The sequence below is a fragment of the Acinetobacter terrae genome (assembly GCF_013004375.1).
GTDB lineage: Bacteria > Pseudomonadota > Gammaproteobacteria > Pseudomonadales > Moraxellaceae > Acinetobacter > Acinetobacter terrae.
Window position 1 is genome coordinate 135,057 of sequence record NZ_JABERI010000012.1, and the last position, 21,458, is coordinate 156,514.

Below are 21,458 nucleotides of genomic sequence, written 5' to 3' on the forward strand. Positions count from 1 at the left end.
ATTTAGTGACAATTATAATTAGACTTTAATCTACATATTTTTTAAATAAATACTGAAGATTCTTGCAGACTATTGGATTAATTTTTTCAGTCAAACTAAGCTGTGTCCATAGCAACGAAGCGCTCTAAATCTGAACAAATCAATATCTTGTAGATTTAGTCCTTTGATTGATGAAATCCTAAAATTATACACAGGAAAATATCATGACTACATACCAAACAGCGGTAGATGCAATCCGTGAATTAAAAGCAAAATTCGGAAGCACATGGCGCGATATCAGCCCAGAAGATGCTGCGCGTATGCAAATGCAAAACCAATTCAAAACTGGTCTTGATATTGCTAAATATACAGCTGCTATTATGCGTCGTGATATGGCTGAATATGATGCTGATTCTAGCAAATACACTCAATCTTTGGGTTGCTGGCACGGTTTCATCGCACAACAAAAAATGATTGCGAACAAAAAATATTTCGGTACTACTGATAAACGCTACATCTACTTATCTGGTTGGATGGTTGCTGCACTTCGTTCAGAATTCGGTCCACTTCCTGACCAGTCTATGCACGAAAAAACTTCAGTACCTGCTTTGATTGCTGAAATCTACACTTTCCTTCGTCAAGCAGATGCAAAAGAATTAAACGACTTGTTCCGTGCGCTTAAAAAAGCAAACGAAGCGGGCGATACAGCTAAAGCTGCTGAAATCACTGCTCAAATCGATGGTTTCCAAACTCATGTTGTTCCAATTATTGCGGACATCGATGCTGGTTTCGGTAACGAAGAAGCGACTTACTTACTTGCTAAAAAAATGATCGAAGCGGGTGCTTGTGCACTTCAAATCGAAAACCAAGTATCTGATGCTAAACAATGTGGTCACCAAGCTGGTAAAGTAACAGTTCCACACGAAGACTTCATCGCTAAGATTCATGCACTTCGTTATGCATTCTTGGAAATGGGTCTTGATGACGGTATCATCGTTGCGCGTACTGACTCTGAAGGCGCTGACTTGACTCAAAAAATCCCAGTGGTTAAAGAGCCAGGCGACATCGCTTCTCAGTACATCAGCTACTTAGAAACTTCTGAAATTGATATTTCTGAAGCGCAAGAAGACGAAATCCTAATCAAACGTAACGGCAAATTACACCGTCCTAAACGTTTACCTTCTGGCCTTTACCAGTTCCGTGCTGACACTCAAATTGATCGTGTTGTACTTGACTGTGTATCTAGCCTTCAAAACGGTGCTGACTTACTTTGGATCGAAACTGCGACTCCGAACGTTGACGAAATCGCTCACATGGTTAACCGTGTACGTGAAACAGTTCCAAATGCTAAGCTTGTTTACAACAACAGCCCATCATTCAACTGGACTTTAAACTTCCGTCAACAAACTTATGACCGTTATGTTGCTGAAGGTAAAGACGTTTCTGCTTACGACCGTGCTAAGTTAATGAGCGCTGAGTATGACGAAACTGAATTGGCTGCTGACGCTGACGAAAAAGTTCGTACATTCCAAGCAGATGCTTCTCGTGAAGCGGGTGTGTTCCATCACTTGATCACACTTCCGACTTACCACACTGCAGCTCTTTCTACTCATGAGCTTGCTAAAGGTTACTTCGGTGATGAAGGTATGCTTGCTTATGTTGCTGGCGTACAACGTAAAGAAATCCGCGGTTCAATTGCATGTGTTAAACACCAAGCAATGGCGGGTTCTGACATCGGTGATGATCATAAAGAAATCTTCGCTGGTGACAACGCACTTAAAGCTGGTGATGACTCTAAAAACACAATGAACCAATTCGGTGGTTAATCCTCCCGAGTGATTCAAAAAACCCTGCAAAAGCAGGGTTTTTTTATGGCTGATCAAAACGGAACAGAAAAAGGGAGCATAAAAATATGTTCCCTTTTTTATATTTTATGTAGCGAATTGCATTGCAATGAACAATCTTTTTATTTTAATGATTGAAGAAAGATGAAGCTTAGGGTACTAAAATAATCAGCCATGTAAAGAAAATAATCGCCAGTGCAACAAATTGCGCTGCACTGCCCATATCTTTGGCATTTTTTGAAAGCTCATGTCTTTCCAAAGAAATACGGTCTACTACTGCTTCAATCGCTGAATTAAATAATTCAACAATCAGTGCCAATAAACACACCGCAATCATCACTGCTTGTTCTACACGGGATACATTCAGAAAAAAACTGGCAGGGATCAGAATTAAATTTATGAATACAATTTGACGAAATGCAGCTTCATTGCTAAATGCAGTTTTAAAACCTGCAATGGAATAATGGGTGGCATTAATCACACGCTTAAAACCGGTTTTGCCTTTGTATGGAGAAGATTGATTCATGGCTTAATTTTTTTGCTAAATTTCAGGCAAGATAGATCATAAGGCTTAAATATGGCTTAATTCTAAAAAACTGGAAAGTTATATTTTTATATTACAAAAAATGAAGCATAAAAAGATTTAACAATGACAGAACGATGATTGGTGATACTTTTTAATTAGCATGGATATTAAAAAATTCCGATATTGAGCTTGTAGGTAGAAATAAGGGGGTTGCTGAATTTTAGTTAAATAAAATTGCCCTATTCCAAGCCCAGTCTTTTCTTTTTAATGAAATTACTTTGTAAAATAATCTATTCACAGTCTAATGGTAAAGATGAAGCATACGCTTAGCGGTTGATTAAGCGGTATATCTTCATAGTTTCCCCTTATTTATGGAGAAAAATAAGATTTCATATCCATGATATTGTGTTTTTAACTTTTAGTTACTGTATAGCAGCTTTAATTTGCTATTTTAGAACCAGTTTTTATTGCCCAGTTCTACCACCTACTTATACTGCGATTACGTCATATGCTGTCGAAATATTTTATTCAACGACCTATTTTTGCTGGTGTATTGGCCATTGTTGTCATGGCACTGGGACTTTTTGCAGTCATTAATTTACCGGTAGAGCGTTATCCAGATATTGCTCCACCCAGAATTGCGATTAGCGCCACTTATTCTGGTGCGGATGCCGAGACCGTTGAAGAAAGTGTCACCCAAATTTTAGAACAGCAAATTAAAGGCTTGGACCATTTACTTTATTTTAGTTCCAGCAGTGACTCTACCGGTCGTAGCCGGATTAATATCAGCTTTGAAAATGGCACCGACCCGGATACTGCCCAAGTTCAAGTACAAAATGCCATCAATAGCGTCGTGAGCCGATTACCTGAAGATGTACAGCGCCAAGGGGTGAATGTATTCAAATCTCTGGGTGATACTCACATGGTGATTGGGCTATATGATGAAACCAGAAAAAGCAGCAATATTGAATTATCCGATTATTTGTTAAGTTATTTAGAGGCGGAAATTGCCCGTGTAGATGGTGTGGGTGAAGTTGATGTATTTGGTTCGCAGTTTGCCATGCGAATCTGGCTGGATCCAAATAAACTCAAACAATACAAGTTAATTCCCAGCGATATTCAGAAAGCCGTAGAAGCACAAAATACCCAGGTTGCAGCGGGTGGAGTTGGCGAGTTACCGGTATTAGAAGAACAATACTTAAATGCCAAAGTCACATCAGGCACACGTTTAAAAACGGTTGATGAATTTAACAATATTATTCTCAAGTCTAGCCAATCCGGCGAATATGTCTATTTAAAGGATGTTGCCCGTGTAGAAATTGGGGCAGAGAATTACCAATCCTATAATACGACCAATGGCTATCCATCAGCCGGTATGGCAGTTTCCCTGGCATCCGGTGCCAATGCCATTCAAACCTCAAAACTGATTAATGAAACGGTCGAGCATATTTCCAAAACATTGCCCAAAGGTTATAAGCTGGTCTATCCAAATGACAACACACCTTTTGTTCAGCAATCGATTCATGAGGTGGTAAAAACCTTATTTGAAGCCATTTTGCTGGTGATTGTGGTGATGTTTATTTTCCTGCAAAACTGGCGTGCGACCCTTATTCCTGCGATTACTGTACCGGTGGTGATTCTGGGTACTATGGCAGTGTTATATGTGCTGGGTTTGAGTATCAATACCTTAACCCTGTTTGCCTTGGTGCTTGCAATTGGTCTGCTGGTGGATGATGCGATTGTAGTAGTCGAAAACGTTGAACGGCTGATGCATGAACAAGGTTTAAACGCCAAGCAGGCATCGATCCAGTCCATGCAAGAAATCAGTGGCGCATTGATCGGGATTACCCTGGTGCTGACTGCAGTATTTATTCCCATGGCATTTTTTGGTGGTTCTGCAGGGGTGATTTACCGTCAGTTCTCCATGACTTTAGTTACGGCGATGACTATCTCTCTGGCAGTTGCTTTAATTCTGACTCCTGCATTGTGTGCATTGGTGTTAAAACCGATAGAAAAACCTTATGGCTGGGCAAATCGGTTTAACAATGTGCTTAATCAGGTAAAAAGAAAATATCTTAAACTGTCTTCTTTCACCATTCAAAACCGCCTGATTACTTTGGTCGTGGCTTTGGCTTTAGTCAGTGTTTTTGCCTTGTTTTACCGTGCATTGCCCACCAGCTATTTACCCAATGAAGATCAGGGTTCACTCAGCCTGCAAGTGACTTTACAAGACAATGCCCCGATGACCAAAACCATTGAAATGGGGGAAACGGTTCGTCGTTATTTTCTGGAAAATGAAAAAGACAATGTGGATTTGGTGATGCTGCGTTATGGTCGAAACCGTACCGGAACTGGGCAGCATTTGGCACAGGGTTTTATTAAATTAAAACCCTGGGATGAACGTTCTGGCAAAGAAAATACTGCCGATGCTATCAAGGAGCGTGCGACCCAGTTTTTCCGTAAAAACCAGAATGCCCGTATTACTGTTTCCATGCCACCGGTGGTCAATGGTCTGGGGGATACCAGTGGCTTAAACCTTTGGGTTCGCGATATTGATGGTCAGGGGCGCAAAGTTTTAACGCAAAAATTTAACCAGCTTAAAGAAGATTCGAAACAGTATTCATCATTTGAAAACATGGATAAACGAACCGCACCTGAAAAAGCCAATCTTAAAGTGACGATTGATCAAAGAGCTGCAATGGCTTCAGGTTTAACTCCAACTGATATTAACAGTACGCTGTCCGCAGCTTTGGGGGGCAAGTACATTAATGACTTTATTGATCGAGGACGGATTAAAAGAGTCATTATGCAAAGTGATGCGGCTTATCGTGCTAAACCGGAAGATTTGCAATATTGGTCGGTCAGAAATAGCAATAATGAAATGGTGCCATTCACCAATTTTTCTCAAGTTCAGTGGTCGGGTGCGCCGGAAATTGTCAACAGGTTTAATGGTTATACTGCCATCGAACTAGAAGCCGAAAAAAGCTCCAAGGCAAGTTCTGGGGAAGCGATGCAGGATATTGATCAGCTGGTCAGCAAAGTTTCCGGAATTGATTTAGCCTGGAGCGGTGTGTCTTTCGAAGAACGGAAATCAAGTAATCAGGCACTATTGCTTTATCTGATTTCAATTGGCTTCATTTTCCTGTGTTTGGCGGCTTTATATGAAAGCTGGTCGATTCCTACTGCTGTATTGAGTGCCATTCCTTTGGGTGTTGGTGGCAATATCCTGTTCAGTTATTTTGCTGGATTTCCTAACGATATCTATTTCCAGATTGCGTTACTGACTACCATTGGCTTGTCATGTAAAAATGCCATTTTAATCGTGGAGTTTGCCTCACTTGCCCAGACGCAAGGACGCAGTGTGATTGAAGCGGCTTTGGAAGGGGCGAGTCTGCGTTTACGCCCGATTCTAATGACTTCATTGGCTTTTGGTGCAGGTGTGATTCCATTGGTATTTGCCTTTGGTGCGGGAGCGGTCAGTCGTCAAGAAATTGGAGTGAGTGTCTTAGGTGGGGTAATTTTTGCCACGATCTTGGTACTGATTTTTATTCCATTTATGTATGTCCTGATCCGGACTGTCTTTAAGGGCAAAGCTCAACCGGAATCTTGAGTAATCACGATTATCTCATAGGCATTCTCAGGATGCCTATCGAGTAATTAATTGATCGCTGCATTTTATGAGCCAAAAAATGTGCTCACTATAAATCTTGATTTGTTCTGGCAGAGCATTGAACTGCTTTATTAATCATATCGATACACAGCATGCAGAAAAGATATGGTGTAATCTCAAGTATTTAGATAATGCTTTCCTTGGAATTGAGGCCTATGTCAGAGCAACAACAAAAAAAACTCAGCCAGCAAGAGGTGGTGCGTCTAGAGCGGGATTTAGCCAAGTTTGCCAATATGATGGACTCGGTGGTGCGTATTCCGTTTACCAAGCAAGGGGTCGGGGCAGATGCCGCATTAAGTACCATTCCTGTCGCAGGTGATGTCGCAGGTTTTGTATTGACCTGCTACGCGATTTATAAAGCCAGGCAAATAGGGGTGCCACAAAGCAAACTCAATTCGGTGATGAAATTGGCCATGGTAGATGCTGTGGTCGGTTTTATTCCTGTGCTGGGAACCGTGTTTGATATTTTTATTCGTCCAAGCCGTAAAGCCTTAACCATTGTGCATGAGCATATTCGAGAGGAATATCAGATTCACAGTGATTCACATGTGGTGCATCCATTTTTGCATGAAAGCCTGGAGCATAAACAACAGAGCTCAGCCTTTTGGCGAAATCCTGTGGTGGCTTGGCTGTGGTTACATATTCCTGATCTTTTAGGGGGAATCGTTTTGGTGCTGATGCTGATTGCGATGTGGTTAGGTTTGAGCTGGTTATGGCAATGGTTTCAAGGATTGAGTGCTTTTTGATTTTGCTCGATAAGATTTAGGGATAAGAACCATGGATTATATTGCTGCGAATTTACCCGCGATCAATTTTGACGCGACATGTGATTTTTATCGCATGCTTGGTTTTCAATCTACCTATCAATCTAATGAATGGATGATTCTGCATCGTGGTAGTTTAACTCTGGAATTTTTTCATCATCCAGCGCTCGATCTTAAAAGCTCTTGGCATAGTGCGTGTATTCGGGTTGAGGATTTGCCAGCACTTTATCAAGCATGGCAGGGTTTAAATTGGGCGGCATTTCCCCAAGCTCGAATCACTGGGATAGAACACCTAACTGAAATAGAGATGCTCTGTGTCATTGATATCAACGGCAGCTTATTACGTTGCATTCAACAGCATTAAAAAAAGCCCCCATTTCGGAGGCTTTTTTATATCAATTTAATCAACCAGTATTTTTAATCAAACCATATTATGGGCAGTTTAACTGATGTAATGCAGCCACACGTTGTTCAATCGTTGGGTGAGTTTGGAACAAAGCAGCCAAGCTGAAACCTTGTTCTTTACCTTCCGCAATTGCAAACGCTTTCATTTCTTTTGGCATTTGATCAGGCATTTCTGATTCTGCTTGTAAACGTAACAATGCTGAAATCATGGCTTGTTTACCGGCTAAACGTGCACCAGCTTCATCGGCACGGTATTCACGGTGACGTGAGAACCACATCACGATAGAAGATGCCAAAATACCAAACACGATATCCAGTACGATAGTAATACCGAAGTAAGCCAGTCCTGGTGCTTCGCCATCTTCACGACCAAACACGTTACGGTCAATAAAATCACCGACCACACGTGCAAAGAACATAACGAAGGCATTGACGACACCTTGAATCAGAGCAAGGGTCACCATATCACCATTGGCAACGTGACCAATTTCATGCGCAAGTACCGCACGAAGTTCGTCTTTGTTCATTCGTTCGAGTAAACCCGTTGAAACGGCTACTAAAGCGTCGTTTTTGTTCCAACCTGTTGCAAAAGCATTGGACTGATAAGAAGGGAAGATACCCACTTCTGGCATATTGATACCAGCGCGTTGCGACAATTGCGCAACTTCTTGTAATAACCATGCTTCTGCTTGATTACGAGGCGCATTGGGATCAATAAGCTCTGTCCCAGTGGTTTTTTTCGCCATCCATTTTGACATGAACAGGGAAATGATAGAACCAACCATACCAAAGACAAAACAGATGACCAATAGGTTGCCTAGATTTAAGCCACCCGCGCCATGGTAACTACCGACACCGAAGAGTGACAAAATAATGCCAGCTACAACCAGTACCGCGAGGTTGGTAAGCAAGAACAAACCAATCCGCATCATTGAGAGAATCCTCTTATAATAAAAAAATAATCTGATTTATGAATCAAAAATCATCTACTAAATATGAGGTGTAAGTCTTAAAAATTCAAGAAGAAAAATAAGTAATTCTGTTGGATGATACAGATTTCAAAAAATGGCTTTGTTAATCAGTAATTGAAATTTTCGCAGAAGCCGTGGCATGTGCTGTGGCGTAAGAACCTATAGGGGCATCGGTAAAACGACCATCAGAAGCCATGATGATTTGACGTTGCGCACTGTAATGAGACGTAGAATTTGATGATGACTCATTAGAACTTGATTGCGCGATAATTTTTCCATGTTCAGCGTGATGGTCATTGCTTGAACTTGTACTAGTCGCAATTCCATTTGAGTATAAGTTGCTATAACGACTGCTCACCCGTCTTACATAATCCTGCGTTTCTTTAAATGGGGGAATGCCGCCATATTTGGCCACATTGCCTTCACCAGCATTATAGCCGGCTAAAACCAGCGAGGTGTTACCGTTAAAACGTTTCATCAGCCAAGACAAATATTTTGCTCCAGCCATAATATTCTGCTGGGGATCGAATGCATTGGAAACATTAAAGCGTCGTGCCGTTGCAGGCATCAGTTGCATCAGTCCTTGTGCACCGACAGGTGAACGCGCATTCACATTAAACCCAGATTCAGTATGCATGACTGCTTTAATCAAGCCTTCAGAAATACCGTGTTGTGACGCTGCCTGTTTAATAATAGGGTCAAAGGCATTTTTATTGCGACTATAGCTTGGAAGCACCGAGGCTTCAGACGAACCCCAGTTACTATAACTATGGATATTACTGTCCGGATAATAAGTCTTTTTTTCCACTTTTAAATGATTATAACGACTCTTTTTGTTAGTGAGTAGGGTCGTGCCATTCGATTCTTTTAACTGGTAGATGGTTTGACCGGCATAACTGGTCGATGCAACAGAACCAACTGTCACACACCCCAAAAAATAAAGTCCCATGCTTACAATGTTATTTTTCATTTTTTTATATAGAAAAAAATCTGCTCCAGACAGTTCAACAGGAGTTTAACAAAAAAACACACAATTAAAAGCGTTCTGAAACTTATTTCTCTGCAAGTTTGTAAAAAGCAAGTGCTAATTGCAGAGATAGTAATCAAAAAATATTTTAATTTTTTTTTAATCAGGATAACTTGACACTATTAAGCTGTTGATTTTTATTAAAAATAAAATTGATCAAAAAATGATCAATTTAAATAGAAGCCTTAAACAATAGGTCAGACACCTTGTCAAGCCTTTTGAAATCCACAAAGTTATCCACAGGTTTTGTGGACAACTGTGGAAAAGTACAATTGGTAAGCATTGTGGCTAAAATTTGAACTGCGCCGTCCAAAATAACATGTGGTTCATTACGTGAAAATGACAACAATAATCAATTTTCAGAAATTACATTCTTTTGGTGCGATGTGATGCTGAATCGGATAAAATTGCGCGGTATTTTTATTTATGGGTAAATCTCGTCTATGTACTCGCCAGTTGAGTCCGAACAAGGATTTAATTTCAAACCAGAACTGCCAACAAGTTCGGCATATTACCGTTTGTTGAAAAAGCTTCGCCGCCAAGTCGGTCATGCCATTCGTGATTTTAAAATGCTCGAAGAAGGTGACAAGGTGATGGTATGTATTTCTGGTGGTAAAGACAGTTATACCTTGTTGGACATTATGTTGCAGTTTAAACGTATTGCACCCATAAACTTTGATGTCGTTGCGGTGAATCTTGATCAAAAGCAGCCGGGTTTCCCTGAAGATGTCTTGCCACGTTATTTAGAAGAAAATAACATTCCATATTATATTCTGGAAAAAGACACCTACAGCATTACCAAAAAATTGACCCCTGAAGGTAAAACGTATTGTGCAGTGTGCTCACGTTTACGTCGTGGTTCGTTATATGGTTTTGCCCAAGAAATTGGCGCGACCAAAGTGGCTTTAGGTCATCATCGTGATGACATTATGGCAACTTTCTTCTTGAACTTGTTCCATGGCGGCAGTTTAAAAGCCATGCCACCAAAACTCTTGTCATCTGACAAGAAAAATATCCTGATTCGTCCACTGGCTTATGTGGAAGAAAAAGACATCATCAAGTATGCAGAAATGCGTCAGTTCCCAATTATTCCGTGTAACTTATGTGGTTCACAGGAAAATTTACAGCGCGCGATGATCAACAATATGTTGCGTGAATGGGATGCTCAATATCCAAAGCGTTTACATAGTATTTTTGGTGCCATGCAAAACGTATCGCCGTCACAATTGGCCGATCGTGAACTGTTTGACTTTGAAGCTTTAGATGAACAACGTGAAATTGATTTCACTGGTAGCTGTTCAACAGAAGATGAATCACAAAGCAAGCGCATCAATATGGTGAATTTAGGCTTTGCTGCTGAATAATGGTTGCGGTAGACACCAGTTTTAGGATTGGTGTCTATTTTATGTATCTGATTTAGTTAAATAATGTATTGAAAATATAAAAATTGAACGTATCGTGCAAAAAACTTTAAGCAGAAAACAATTTTACATGCTATAACAAGCGTCAAGCATAAATAGCTTCACAAAGATGTTGTCTGGATAGGCGACACAAATGAACGAATAAATTGAGGAAAGATCATGCCTACCTTTTTAACTGATGATTGGTTTTCAAATGTAGAGAACTTAACTGCTCAAGCTGGTGACTTAAACTTGCCACCTGCACTTGCAAATTTAGCAATCAACTTAGTGGTTACAGATTCACAAGGCAATACAGAATTGTCTTTGGATGGTGGTGCAATTAAAAAAGGTCTATCTCCAAATGCTAAAACCACTTTGAACATGGATGGTGAAACCCTTCGCAAAGTGTTCCTGGAATTTGATATGGCGGCTGCAATGCAAGCATTCATGACAGGCAAAATTAAAGTTCAAGGCGATATGTCACAATTGATGGCTTTACAAACTGCGAAGCCAAGCCAAGAACAAAAAGATTTATTTAAGAAAGTGCTTGAGCAAACCACTTAAGAACTTTTAAGCATAAAAAAGCTTACCCAAGGGTAAGCTTTTTTTATATTTAGAAGAGATTAAATATTCACTAACTGTGTTGTTTTAATATGTTCTAAATAAGAGCGGATACGAGTTACATACTGTACCGCTTGACGATAACGACCATTGCTGGCTTTGTTACGATCTAAATAACTATACAGATTGACCCAATTATTTGGATTTTTACCCTGTGCACGAATGCGATTTTGAATCTGATTAACGGCACCTGGTCCCATATTGTAAGCAACAAGTGCATACCAGTTACGATCAGGATAAGGAACATCTGTAAAACGACTTAACATCTGGTCGTAATACTTCGCGCCACCTTCAATACTTTGAGCAGGGTCAGTTCGGTTACTCACACCCATGGCTTTTGCCGTACTGTTGGTCAGCATCATCAAACCACGAACACCGGTAGGCGATACAGAATTGGGTTTCAGATACGATTCCTGATAACCAATTGCTGCTAACAAGTGCCAATCTAAATCATATTTTGCAGCTGTATTTTTAAAGCTGGCTTTATAAATAGGCATACGTTGATTTAAATCACGCTGAATGCTATCCCATGATTCTTCTTGAACCGCATTCTGGTTGTAGAATGAAGCCAATTGACGAATCGAACCAGACTGTTTGCCCTGACAGACAAAACCACTTGCAGTTTGTGTGAGTGGATCATCTGCGTGTTTAAATACCCAATTCAGCTTTGTATTTAAGCCATTTTGTTGCAAGCTGCCGATATCACCACAGGTTGCTGAAAAAGAAGTCAGACGCTTCTGTTCAATAGAACTGACATCTGCTGTCGTCATGGCAAAGTTGGCCTTACCTTGCGATACCCATTTGAGTGCTGTCGCGTTATCAGGCACAGTTTTAAACACCAGTTTGACGTTTAAGCTGTTGGCATAGTTACGCGCGAGGTCATAACCAAACCCATGTAGATGCGCGCCATCTTTAAATACTGTGGTCGAATTTTCCACTGAAACGACGGTGAGTTGCTTGCCGTTGACTACAGAATCGTATTGGTACGATTTACTTGCATTAATACTATGAAATGGAATTAACAGGGTACTGAACGCAAGAATTTTTAATGAGAGAGAAGATTTTAAAGAGTGAAGGCAAAGCCTCACCCCAGAAGTTGAACTACTGTGCATGTTGTCTCCGCTACAAGTAATTTATGCCCTATAAAGCAAAGGCGAACATGCCTCAAGCTTTTTCAAGTTTGATAAATTCAATAAGGGTTGGGCAGTCATGACGTCATTCAAAATGACATTAGATTAAAAGGAGAATAATGTAGAATTTCTACATAGATTAAAAAGTAAGCGATTTAAAAACATGCGCGAATAATAAGGGTGAAAAATAAACTTGTCAAATTTTGTACTAAACTTTTTAGAGATATGCAACATAAGGAATTAATTTAATTGAAGAATTAATTTTATAAACTTTAGTTGTGTGTAAATAGCGGATAAAATAGGCCACTCTTGTAAGCAAATTGTAAGCAGAACATCAAAAAATACTATGAAATCTAACTTAATTACACGTTCTGGACATGACAAACTGGTCGCAGAATTACAGCATTTGTGGCATGAAGAACGTCCAGAAATCACCCAAAAAGTGAACTGGGCGGCGAGTCTCGGCGACCGTAGTGAAAACGCTGATTATCAATATAACAAACAAATTTTACGTAAGATTGATCGCCGTGTTCGTTACTTGGGCAAGCGTTTAGAAGAGCTTAAAATTATTGATTTTTCGCCTGAGCAAGAGGGCAAAGTATATTTTGGTGCCTGGGTAGATATTGAAAATGATGAAGGTGAACAAAAAACCTTACGTATTGTCGGCGTAGATGAAATTTATGATCACCATCCACAACATATTTCAATTGATTCGCCTATGGCACGCGCTTTACTTGGAAAACAAGTCGATGATGAAGTTGAAGTACTGACCCCATTAGGCAAGAAACAGTGGTATATCAATCAAATTCGTTATGAAAAGCCTGAAAATTCAGCAAATTAATGTATTTTGATTTTATTTTAATCACTCAGTAAGAAAAAAGCATAAAAGTGTTTGCCAAGAGGGGTTTTTATTTATATCATAGCCGCCATTGGAAGCGTGGCAGAGCGGTTTAATGCACCGGTCTTGAAAACCGACGAGGGTGTGAGTCCTCCGTGAGTTCGAATCTCACCGCTTCCGCCAAATTCAAAACCCCGATCATTGATCGGGGTTTTTTATTGCCTAAAATTTTTTATTCATAAAAAAATAAAGTATAAATAAAGAAGAAAGTTGGATAAAGTTGTGCATATCCAGTGGATATAAATGACTTAAGAGGTTGAATGTAAAAGTCTTTAAGCGGCTACTTAGTGAGAATTGATTATTAAGATTTGCGAATGATTGCAGAAGGGAAGATTGTTTCACGCAGTGCAAATACATATTTTATTATGATTAAAAGTAAACACTGAAGAATCCTGCTATCAATTCATCATAGATATCTCAGCTGAACTAAAAAAGCATAGAGATGAGTCGTTTTATTCTTCTATATTTCTATCATTTTGAGTGGATGAAAGCAGCAATTCTTGTTGAATCCAATCGATAAATTTTTGGATCAGCGGAGAGGATTCTTGACTAGAATGTACTAAATAATAAGAACGGCTTCCTTCCAGTTTTTTACTTGATGCAATAACTAATTCTTTGTTGTGTAATTCTGGGTTAATCAGTATTTGTGGTATGAGCGCCATGCCCATGGATTGCTTGGCTGCAACCGCCAACATGGAGAACAGTTCATGCCGATGACCATCATAAGACTTCGGATGAAATATTTGATGGGTTTTAAACCATTCATGCCAAATGGTCGGGCGGGTGGTTTGTTGTAACAGTGGAAGCTGGATGAGCTGTTCAGGACTTAAATCATAACTATATTCATTGATCATTTGTGCATCTGGAAAATTTTTTAAAATAAGCTGCGGGGAGCAAACAGCAATCAGGTCTTCTTTCATTAGGTAATGGGTTTGTACACCTGGCCAGTGTGCAATTTGTTGTGGTGTTCCGGCATATATGGCGGCATCAAATATCGTTTCATTAAAGAGAAAGGGTTTGGTGCTGGTTTCCAAATGCACGGTAATTTCAGGATAAATTTCATTAAAGCGGTGCAATTTGGGGAGCAGCCAGCAGGTTGCAAAAGTAGGCACCACGCCTAATTTTAGAGTTCCCCCTAGACCTTTGTGCGCCATAATATCTAAAGTGCTTTGCTCCAGACCCAATAAATAGGGTTTGATCAGGCTGTAATACTGCTGTCCTGCAAGGGTGAGTTCGACCCCATGCCGGGTACGGGTGAACAATTCAAGTTTAAGAAATTCTTCGAGTTGCTGAATTTGCCGCGACACCGCACTTTGGGTAATACACAGTTCTTGTGAGGCATGCGTATAACTGGCATGTTTAGCCGCAGATTCAAAACACAATAAACTTTGTAAAGATGGGATGTGACGACGCATAGATAAATCCTTTTATCTGAACCAGATATTTTAAAATGGCATATGAAGATGCGAAACCTATTCAACTTTAGTCTAAAAAACAAACAATGCCTGATAAATACAGTCGCTAAATCCATTGTTATCTATCTGGTTAAAATAAGATATGCGTAAATGGTATATCTGCATGCAAATTTATCGTTTGAAAGAATCATTTTTCCGCCATAGCATCGAGTCAGATAAATAGAACATGATATCGAGCAGAGGAAGCGATGAATCAAATGATCAATATGAAAAAAACAGCAAAAGTTCAATTTAACTGGCAAGACCCGTTTTTAATCGAACAGCAATTAACTGAAGAAGAGCGCATGATTCGCGATTCTGCACATGCCTATTGCCAGGACAAATTGTTGCCTCGTGTACTTGAACAGTTCCGTCATGAACAGACCGATGCTTCCATTTTTCGTGAGATGGGTGAGTTGGGTCTGCTTGGTCCGACGATTCCTGAACAATACGGCGGTGCAGGGTTAAATTATGTCAGCTATGGCCTGGTGGCCCGTGAAATTGAATATGTCGATTCAGGCTACCGTTCCATGGCCAGTGTGCAAAGCTCGCTGGTGATGGTACCGATCAATGAGTTTGGTTCTGAAGAACAGAAACAGAAATACTTGCCTAAACTGGCCACAGGTGAATACATCGGCTGCTTCGGCTTGACTGAACCGGATCATGGTTCCGATCCAGGCAGCATGATTAGCCGGGCCAAAAAGGTAGAGGGTGGTTATCGTTTATCTGGTGCAAAAATGTGGATTACCAACAGCCCGATTGCCGATGTCTTTGTGGTCTGGGCCAAAGAAGTATCGAAAGAAGGCAATGTCGGGGAGATCCGCGGCTTTATTCTGGAAAAAGGCTGGGAAGGGCTTTCAGCCCCTGCGATCCACGGCAAGGTCGGTTTGCGTGCCTCAATTACCGGTGAAATCGTGATGGACAATGTTTTTGTTCCAGAAGAAAATGCCTTCCCGGAAATTCGCGGCTTGCGTGGTCCATTTACCTGTCTCAACAGCGCACGTTATGGTATTGCCTGGGGTGCAATGGGAGCCGCAGAATTCTGCTGGCATACAGCCCATCAATACACCATGGACCGCAAGCAGTTTGGTCGTCCGTTGGCAGCAAACCAGCTGATTCAAAAGAAACTGGCGGATATGCAAACTGAAATTGCCTTGGGGTTGCAAGTCGCACTCCGTTTTGGCCGCATGAAAGATGAAGGCATTGCTTCGGTTGAAGGAACTTCACTGATCAAACGCAACAACTGTGGTAAGGCCCTGGATATTGCACGTTTGGCACGTGACATGCTGGGTGGAAACGGCATCAGTGATGAGTTTGGTGTGGCACGTCATCTGGTCAATCTGGAAGTGGTGAATACCTATGAAGGTACCCATGATGTGCATGCCTTGATTTTAGGACGTGCACAAACCGGTATCGCCGCATTCGGTAACTAATTTAGTTCTTCAATTCAGGATGTTCATTCGTGGGCATCCTGGAGACGTTTTGTCTCAAAAAAAAATCAATAATTAACTTTAATTAAAGGATTCATCGTGAAACATTCTTGTAAATCTGTGCATTTTTAAGCTTAAAGTTCAAACGGAATGATAGAAAAACAATAAAGAACCTCAGGCAAATGTAGAGAAAGAATAGGACTGCCGATGACTCATTTGGGAAAATGAGGGATATAGAAATGAATAATGATATACAGGCTGGAGCAGGAACGCTCAGCAGAAAATTGCCATCCAATGTAGGCACAGCGCATCGTATTCATAAAAATACCTGGAAAATTGCATTTGTTTTTGCATTTATTTCACTGGTGATTGATGGTGTTGACATCATGCTGTTGTCATTCAGCTTAACCAGTTTAAAAGCTGAATTTGGCTTAACTTCATTTCAAGCGGGTATGCTGGGAAGTTCATCACTTGCAGGAATGGCGCTTGGTGGAATTACGGGCGGATGGGCATGTGATAAATTTGGTCGTGTCAAAACCATTGCCTGGTCTGTGGTTTTCTTTTCAATCATGACCTGTATTTTGGGTTTTACTCAAAGTTATGAGCAATTCATGATTCTGCGCTTTATAGGTGCATTTGGTTTGGGTTCGCTATATATGGCGTGTAATACGCTCATGGCGGAATATGTTCCTACCAAGTATCGTACAACCGTTTTAGGCACATTGCAGACAGGTCAAACCGTCGGTTATATCGTAGCGACTTTGTTAGCAGGGGCAATTATTCCTGATCATGGTTGGCGTATGTTGTTTTATGTGACCATTATTCCAGCTGCATTTGCACTTATTTTCATGCGTTTTGTACCTGAGCCTGCATCTTGGCAGGAAGCAAAAATAGAACAATTTAAACGTAAAGAATTGAAAATTGAGCCTACAGCTGAAGCAATCACTGCAAAAGCTCCTTCTGAAAGTGTGTATAAACGTATTTTTGGGCATACCCAGCACCGCAAAATGTTCTTGTTGTGGATGAGTACCGCTGCCTTTTTACAGTTTGGCTATTACGGTGTAAATAACTGGATGCCAACCTATTTAGAAACTGAACTGAATATGAACTTTAAAGCTTTAACAGGCTATATGGTTGGTGCATATACAGCGATGATTCTAGGTAAAATTATTGCCGGCTATGCCGCAGATAAATTGGGTCGTCGTGCAACTTTTGTCTTTGGTACCGTCACGACAGCAGCATTTTTACCCGTGATTATCTTCTTCAATACACCCGACAATATCGCTTATTTATTGATTACCTTTGGTTTCCTTTATGGAATTCCATACGGTGTAAATGCAACCTATATGGCGGAAACCTTCTCGACCGATGTACGTGGTACAGCCATTGGCGGTGCTTATAACATGGGACGTTTAGGCGCTGCGATTGCACCAGCCACCATCGGGATTATTGCTGCAGGCGGTTCATTCACCATGGCATTTATTGTGATGGGTACTGCTTACTTTATTGCCGGTGTGATTCCAGGCTTCTTTATCCGTGAACGTCAGTATGATCCACAGCAGTCTTCATTAGTGACGGCAACTGATACAGAAGAGAAAACACCGAGTACCGTGACAACAACAGACACAACGCTTACTGCTAAATAATAAAAATAGCCAGCAGATTCTCGGCTGGCTTTGGAGTAGAACATGGGTGCATTACAAGGAATTCGGGTACTGGATTTAAGCCGTGTACTGGCAGGTCCATGGTGTGGGCAGATTTTGGCAGACCTAGGTGCAGAAGTAATTAAAATTGAACGTCCAAAAGTGGGGGATGACACCCGTATGTGGGGACCACCGTGGATGCTGGATAATCAGGGCACTGCAACCCGCGAATCGGGTTATTACCAATGTGCCAACCGCAACAAATATTCAGTCGCGATAGATATTGCAAGTGAACAAGGGCAGCAACTGATTCGGGAAATTGCCAAAACGGCCGATGTAGTAATTGAAAACTATAAAGCCGGTTCATTGGAAAAATACGGTTTAGATTATGCGTCTTTAAATCAACTTAATCCGAACTTGGTGTATTGCTCCATTACCGGATTTGGTCAAACTGGACCGCGTGCAGAAGAACCAGGTTATGACTTTATCATTCAAGGCATGTCGGGATTGATGAGTATCACCGGTGAAAAGGATGAGTTACCGGGTGGCGGTGCGCAAAAAGTCGGTGTGGCAGTGGTCGATATTCAAACGGGGTTATATGCAACCGTTGCTATTCAAGCCGCTTTATTGGCACGCCAACACACTGGTCGTGGTCAATATATCGATTTATCCTTATTGGACGTACAGGTGGCTACACTGGCCAATCAGGGCATGAATTATTTAACTTCCGGTATTGCACCAAAGCGTATGGGAAATAATCATCCGAATATTGTGCCGTATCAAACCTTTAAGGCCAAAGATAAAGAATTTATTATTGCCTGTGGCAATGACAAGCAGTTTAAAGATTTGTGTATTGCCATTGGTTTACCCGAATTATTGGAAGATAGAAAATTTCAACGTAATCAGGATCGCGTTAAACATCGTGATGAACTGATTCCTTTATTGTCTGAATATTTCTTGGCTAAAAATGCCCAAGAATGGGTCACTGCAATTCATGCAGTTAAAGTGCCGGTTGGGGTGATTAACTCAATTGAAGATGCACTGAATGAGCCACAAATTCAATTTCGTGACATGGTGGTGGATGTTGCACATCCGTTGAATGATCAATTTAAAATGATTGGTTCACCGATTAAACTATCTGATACTCCAGTTGAATATAGGCATGCTGCGCCACAATTAGGTGAACATACCGAAAAAGTTTTATCGCAGTTTAAAAGCCCAGATGAATTAAGAGCTTTAAAGGCCCAAGGGATTATTGATGGAAAAGTTGCTTAGTTAGCGTTATTGATTATTATTTTGGTTGCTCTTGTTTGACCGAGTTTTTTACAGAATTCGGTCTTTTTTTGGAGGGGGAGATTGTATTTTGGGTTAGGGCTTACTTAGCAGCAAAGCTATTAAAATTTGAATATTCTTCCATATAGCTTAAAGAATCAGCTCTATAGCTAAGGTGCATAGTCAGATTTGTCGCTAAGCGTTATCATAGCGGTCTTCATGTCATTGGAACGCACTATGAAAATCGTTGCAGATGAAAATCTGGCCTTTACCGAATATTTCTTTGCAGATTTTGGAGAAATTCAGCAAGCAGCGGGGCGGACTTTAACCCATGCGGATGTACAGGATGCTGAAGCCTTGCTGGTTCGTTCTGTGACCCAAGTAAATGAACAACTGATTCAAGAGACAAAATTAAAATTTGTCGGTAGTGCTACCATTGGTACTGACCATTTAGATATTGTAGCTTTAGATAAACACAATATTGCCTGGTCAAATGCGGCAGGCTGTAATGCGCAGGCGGTGGCTGAATATGTGATCACCGCACTGTTATATTTACAACCCAATTTAATTGATAAAAATGAACAATTCACCCTCGGTATTATTGGTTTAGGCAATGTCGGTTCACGTTTGGCTTATATGGCTAAATTGTTAGGTTGGAATGTGATTGGTCATGATCCTTTTGTGAATCGTGAACAGATCCAGCAAGTTGAATTAGCAGAATTATTAAAAACAGCAGATGCCCTTTCCACGCATGTACCCTTAACCAAAACAGGGAATCATCCAACTTTTCATTTGATCAATGCGGATGCTTTGGCGCAAATGAAACCTGAAGCGATCTTAATTAATTCAGCACGTGGTCCAGTGGTCGAGGAAGCGGCCCTGATTGCCGATATTGAAAAGACCAAGCGCCAAGTGGTTTTAGATGTGTTTGAACATGAACCTGAAATTTCAGAACAACTGTTAAATCTGATTCATTTGGTGACACCGCATATTGCGGGCTATAGTCTGGAAGGCAAAGCACGTGGCACGCAAATGATTTACGATGCTTTTTGTAAAACCTTTAATTTTATTGCAGATAAAAAATTTGAAACTCAATTACCGGTCTGTGAGCAATATTTTCAAGATCAAGATTTAAAGTCGGTACTGAAACAGCATCTTGCTCATATTTATGATATTGCACGTGACGATGCCAACCTGCGTGCCTGCTTAAAAGAGGGCAAAGTGGATCAAAAAGCCTTTGATTATTTACGTAAAACCTATCCCTTACGCCGTGAATGGGCAGCACACGGAGGCCCGAAAGCATGAGTATGGCAAATACAGAAACCGTCAATTATCAACCGACCTGCGATATCAAAGCATTAAAAGCCCGTGCCAAAATGTATGCACAAATCCGTCAGTTTTTTGCTGAACGTGAGGTGCTTGAAGTCGAAACGCCAATATTGTCACAAGCAGGTGTCACCGATGTACATTTAGCCTCAGTTCAGGCTCAGCGTCATCGCGGTGGTCGTAAACAAACCCATTATTTACAAACTTCACCTGAATTTGCCATGAAGCGATTGCTGGCCAGTGGTAGTGGTCCAATTTACCAAATTTGCAAAGTCTTTCGTGATGATGAGCATGGGCGAAAACACAATAGTGAATTCACCATGCTGGAATGGTACCGCCCCAATTTAAGCTTGAAAGAATTGATGTTTGAAGTCACAGATTTGCTCAATGTGACCTTGGCACATCGTTTTGGCGAAGTTCGTCCTACTATTTTGAGTTATAAACATGCCTTTATGGATCGTCTGGATCTCAATCCATTGCAAGCCAGTTTAAAACAGCTCAAAGACTGCTGTAACCGTGTCGGTTTAAATCTGGATTTGGGGGATGACCGATTGGGTTATATCGACCTGTTATTTTCACATATGGTTGAACCGAGTTTGGGGTTTGATACACCGGTATTTTTAACCGATTTCCCACCTGAAATGGCGTCGCTCGCCAAAGTTAAAGTCGATGAAGATGGGGAACAGGTCGCAGCACGTTTTGAGCTTTATATTGAAGGCTTGGAATTGGCAAATGCCTATGATGAACTGATTGATGCTGCAGTATTACGTTCCCGTTTTGAAGCCGATAATCTTGAGCGTGAAAAGCTCGGCTTGCATGTGATGCCGATTGATGAATATCTACTGGCGGCTTTACCACATATGACTGAATGTTCAGGCATCGCTTTAGGGATTGATCGTTTATTGATGGTCGCGACTGAACAGATGAAACTGGAAAACGTGATTACTTTCCCTGCGGATGTTTCTTAATTGTATTTCTAAAAAATCCTATAAATCCCTCCCTTACGTAGCAGTGCTACTCACCTTTAAAAAAATGAGGAACTTTTCCCTCCCTTTAAAAAGGGGGGGTAGGAGGGATTAAAAGAAAAAGCTTCTCAAA

17 protein-coding genes and 1 tRNA gene are annotated in these 21,458 nt (G+C 40.8%); 13 read left to right on the plus strand and 5 right to left on the minus strand.

The features are described from left to right. Positions 1–203 precede the first annotated feature (203 nt). On the plus strand, positions 204–1,805 hold the full coding sequence (locus HLH14_RS06920) for an isocitrate lyase (protein ID WP_067724234.1): 1,602 nt from the start codon (positions 204–206) through the stop codon (positions 1,803–1,805). A 169-nt stretch (positions 1,806–1,974) separates the two neighbouring features. On the opposite strand, the gene HLH14_RS06925 is transcribed toward HLH14_RS06920, so the two are convergent. Further along, positions 1,975–2,349, minus strand: a complete 375-nt coding sequence (locus HLH14_RS06925; RefSeq protein WP_067724233.1) for a diacylglycerol kinase — start codon at positions 2,347–2,349, stop codon at positions 1,975–1,977. Between the two features lie 508 nt (positions 2,350–2,857). Here HLH14_RS06925 and HLH14_RS06930 point away from each other — a divergent pair. The 3 genes from HLH14_RS06930 to HLH14_RS06940 all read left to right on the plus strand — a co-directional run bounded on the left by HLH14_RS06930 (position 2,858) and on the right by HLH14_RS06940 (position 7,147). After that, the gene (locus HLH14_RS06930; protein ID WP_067724232.1) at positions 2,858–5,959 is read left to right on the plus strand and encodes a multidrug efflux RND transporter permease subunit; all 3,102 of its coding nucleotides are present in this window, start codon (positions 2,858–2,860) and stop codon (positions 5,957–5,959) included. A gap of 215 nt (positions 5,960–6,174) precedes the next feature. After that, positions 6,175–6,765, plus strand: coding sequence for a DUF4112 domain-containing protein (locus tag HLH14_RS06935; protein WP_067724231.1), 591 nt, complete (start codon positions 6,175–6,177; stop codon positions 6,763–6,765). A 31-nt stretch (positions 6,766–6,796) separates the two neighbouring features. Continuing rightward, positions 6,797–7,147 carry a VOC family protein gene (locus HLH14_RS06940; RefSeq protein ID WP_067724230.1) on the plus strand — a complete coding sequence of 117 codons (351 nt, stop codon included), beginning with the start codon at positions 6,797–6,799 and terminating at the stop codon, positions 7,145–7,147. Positions 7,148–7,214: 67 nt separating this feature from the next. On the opposite strand, the gene htpX is transcribed toward HLH14_RS06940, so the two are convergent. Beyond that, complete coding sequence (gene htpX, locus HLH14_RS06945) at positions 7,215–8,120, minus strand: protease HtpX (RefSeq protein ID WP_067724229.1); 906 nt, start codon at positions 8,118–8,120, stop codon at positions 7,215–7,217. 142 nt (positions 8,121–8,262) lie between these two features. Then, positions 8,263–9,129, minus strand: a complete 867-nt coding sequence (locus HLH14_RS06950) for a lytic transglycosylase domain-containing protein (RefSeq protein ID WP_067724228.1) — start codon at positions 9,127–9,129, stop codon at positions 8,263–8,265. A 500-nt stretch (positions 9,130–9,629) separates the two neighbouring features. On the opposite strand from HLH14_RS06950, the gene ttcA reads away from it, so the two are divergent. After that, the gene (ttcA, locus tag HLH14_RS06955; RefSeq protein ID WP_067724227.1) at positions 9,630–10,550 is read left to right on the plus strand and encodes a tRNA 2-thiocytidine(32) synthetase TtcA; all 921 of its coding nucleotides are present in this window, start codon (positions 9,630–9,632) and stop codon (positions 10,548–10,550) included. 216 nt (positions 10,551–10,766) lie between these two features. Beyond that, on the plus strand, positions 10,767–11,150 hold the full coding sequence (locus tag HLH14_RS06960; RefSeq protein ID WP_067724226.1) for an SCP2 sterol-binding domain-containing protein: 384 nt from the start codon (positions 10,767–10,769) through the stop codon (positions 11,148–11,150). Positions 11,151–11,209: 59 nt separating this feature from the next. On the opposite strand, the gene HLH14_RS06965 is transcribed toward HLH14_RS06960, so the two are convergent. Continuing rightward, positions 11,210–12,319 carry an MltF family protein gene (locus HLH14_RS06965; protein ID WP_067724225.1) on the minus strand — a complete coding sequence of 370 codons (1,110 nt, stop codon included), beginning with the start codon at positions 12,317–12,319 and terminating at the stop codon, positions 11,210–11,212. Positions 12,320–12,683: 364 nt separating this feature from the next. On the opposite strand from HLH14_RS06965, the gene greB reads away from it, so the two are divergent. Together greB and HLH14_RS06975 are read left to right on the plus strand one after the other, a co-directional pair. Continuing rightward, positions 12,684–13,178, plus strand: coding sequence for a transcription elongation factor GreB (gene greB / locus HLH14_RS06970; protein ID WP_067724224.1), 495 nt, complete (start codon positions 12,684–12,686; stop codon positions 13,176–13,178). Between the two features lie 90 nt (positions 13,179–13,268). Continuing rightward, positions 13,269–13,358 (plus strand) — tRNA-Ser (locus tag HLH14_RS06975). A 329-nt stretch (positions 13,359–13,687) separates the two neighbouring features. Here the strand turns inward: HLH14_RS06975 and HLH14_RS06980 are convergent. Continuing rightward, a complete protein-coding gene (locus tag HLH14_RS06980) occupies positions 13,688–14,650 on the minus strand; it encodes a LysR substrate-binding domain-containing protein (protein ID WP_067724223.1) in 963 nt (320 codons plus the stop codon). Positions 14,651–14,898: 248 nt separating this feature from the next. Between HLH14_RS06980 and HLH14_RS06985 the strand changes: the two genes are divergently transcribed. The 5 genes from HLH14_RS06985 to epmA all read left to right on the plus strand — a co-directional run bounded on the left by HLH14_RS06985 (position 14,899) and on the right by epmA (position 21,328). After that, positions 14,899–16,122 (plus strand): acyl-CoA dehydrogenase, encoded by a 1,224-nt coding sequence (locus tag HLH14_RS06985; RefSeq protein WP_067724222.1) that lies wholly within the window; start codon positions 14,899–14,901, stop codon positions 16,120–16,122. Between the two features lie 236 nt (positions 16,123–16,358). Then, entirely contained in the window at positions 16,359–17,765 is a 1,407-nt protein-coding gene (locus HLH14_RS06990; protein ID WP_067724221.1) for an MFS transporter, read from the plus strand. A 42-nt stretch (positions 17,766–17,807) separates the two neighbouring features. After that, positions 17,808–19,037 carry a CaiB/BaiF CoA transferase family protein gene (locus HLH14_RS06995; RefSeq protein ID WP_067724220.1) on the plus strand — a complete coding sequence of 410 codons (1,230 nt, stop codon included), beginning with the start codon at positions 17,808–17,810 and terminating at the stop codon, positions 19,035–19,037. A gap of 234 nt (positions 19,038–19,271) precedes the next feature. Next, positions 19,272–20,339, plus strand: a complete 1,068-nt coding sequence (locus tag HLH14_RS07000) for a 4-phosphoerythronate dehydrogenase (RefSeq protein WP_067724219.1) — start codon at positions 19,272–19,274, stop codon at positions 20,337–20,339. A 2-nt stretch (positions 20,340–20,341) separates the two neighbouring features. Next, positions 20,342–21,328 (plus strand): EF-P lysine aminoacylase EpmA, encoded by a 987-nt coding sequence (gene epmA, locus HLH14_RS07005; RefSeq protein ID WP_067724249.1) that lies wholly within the window; start codon positions 20,342–20,344, stop codon positions 21,326–21,328. The last annotated feature ends 130 nt before the right edge of the window (positions 21,329–21,458 follow it).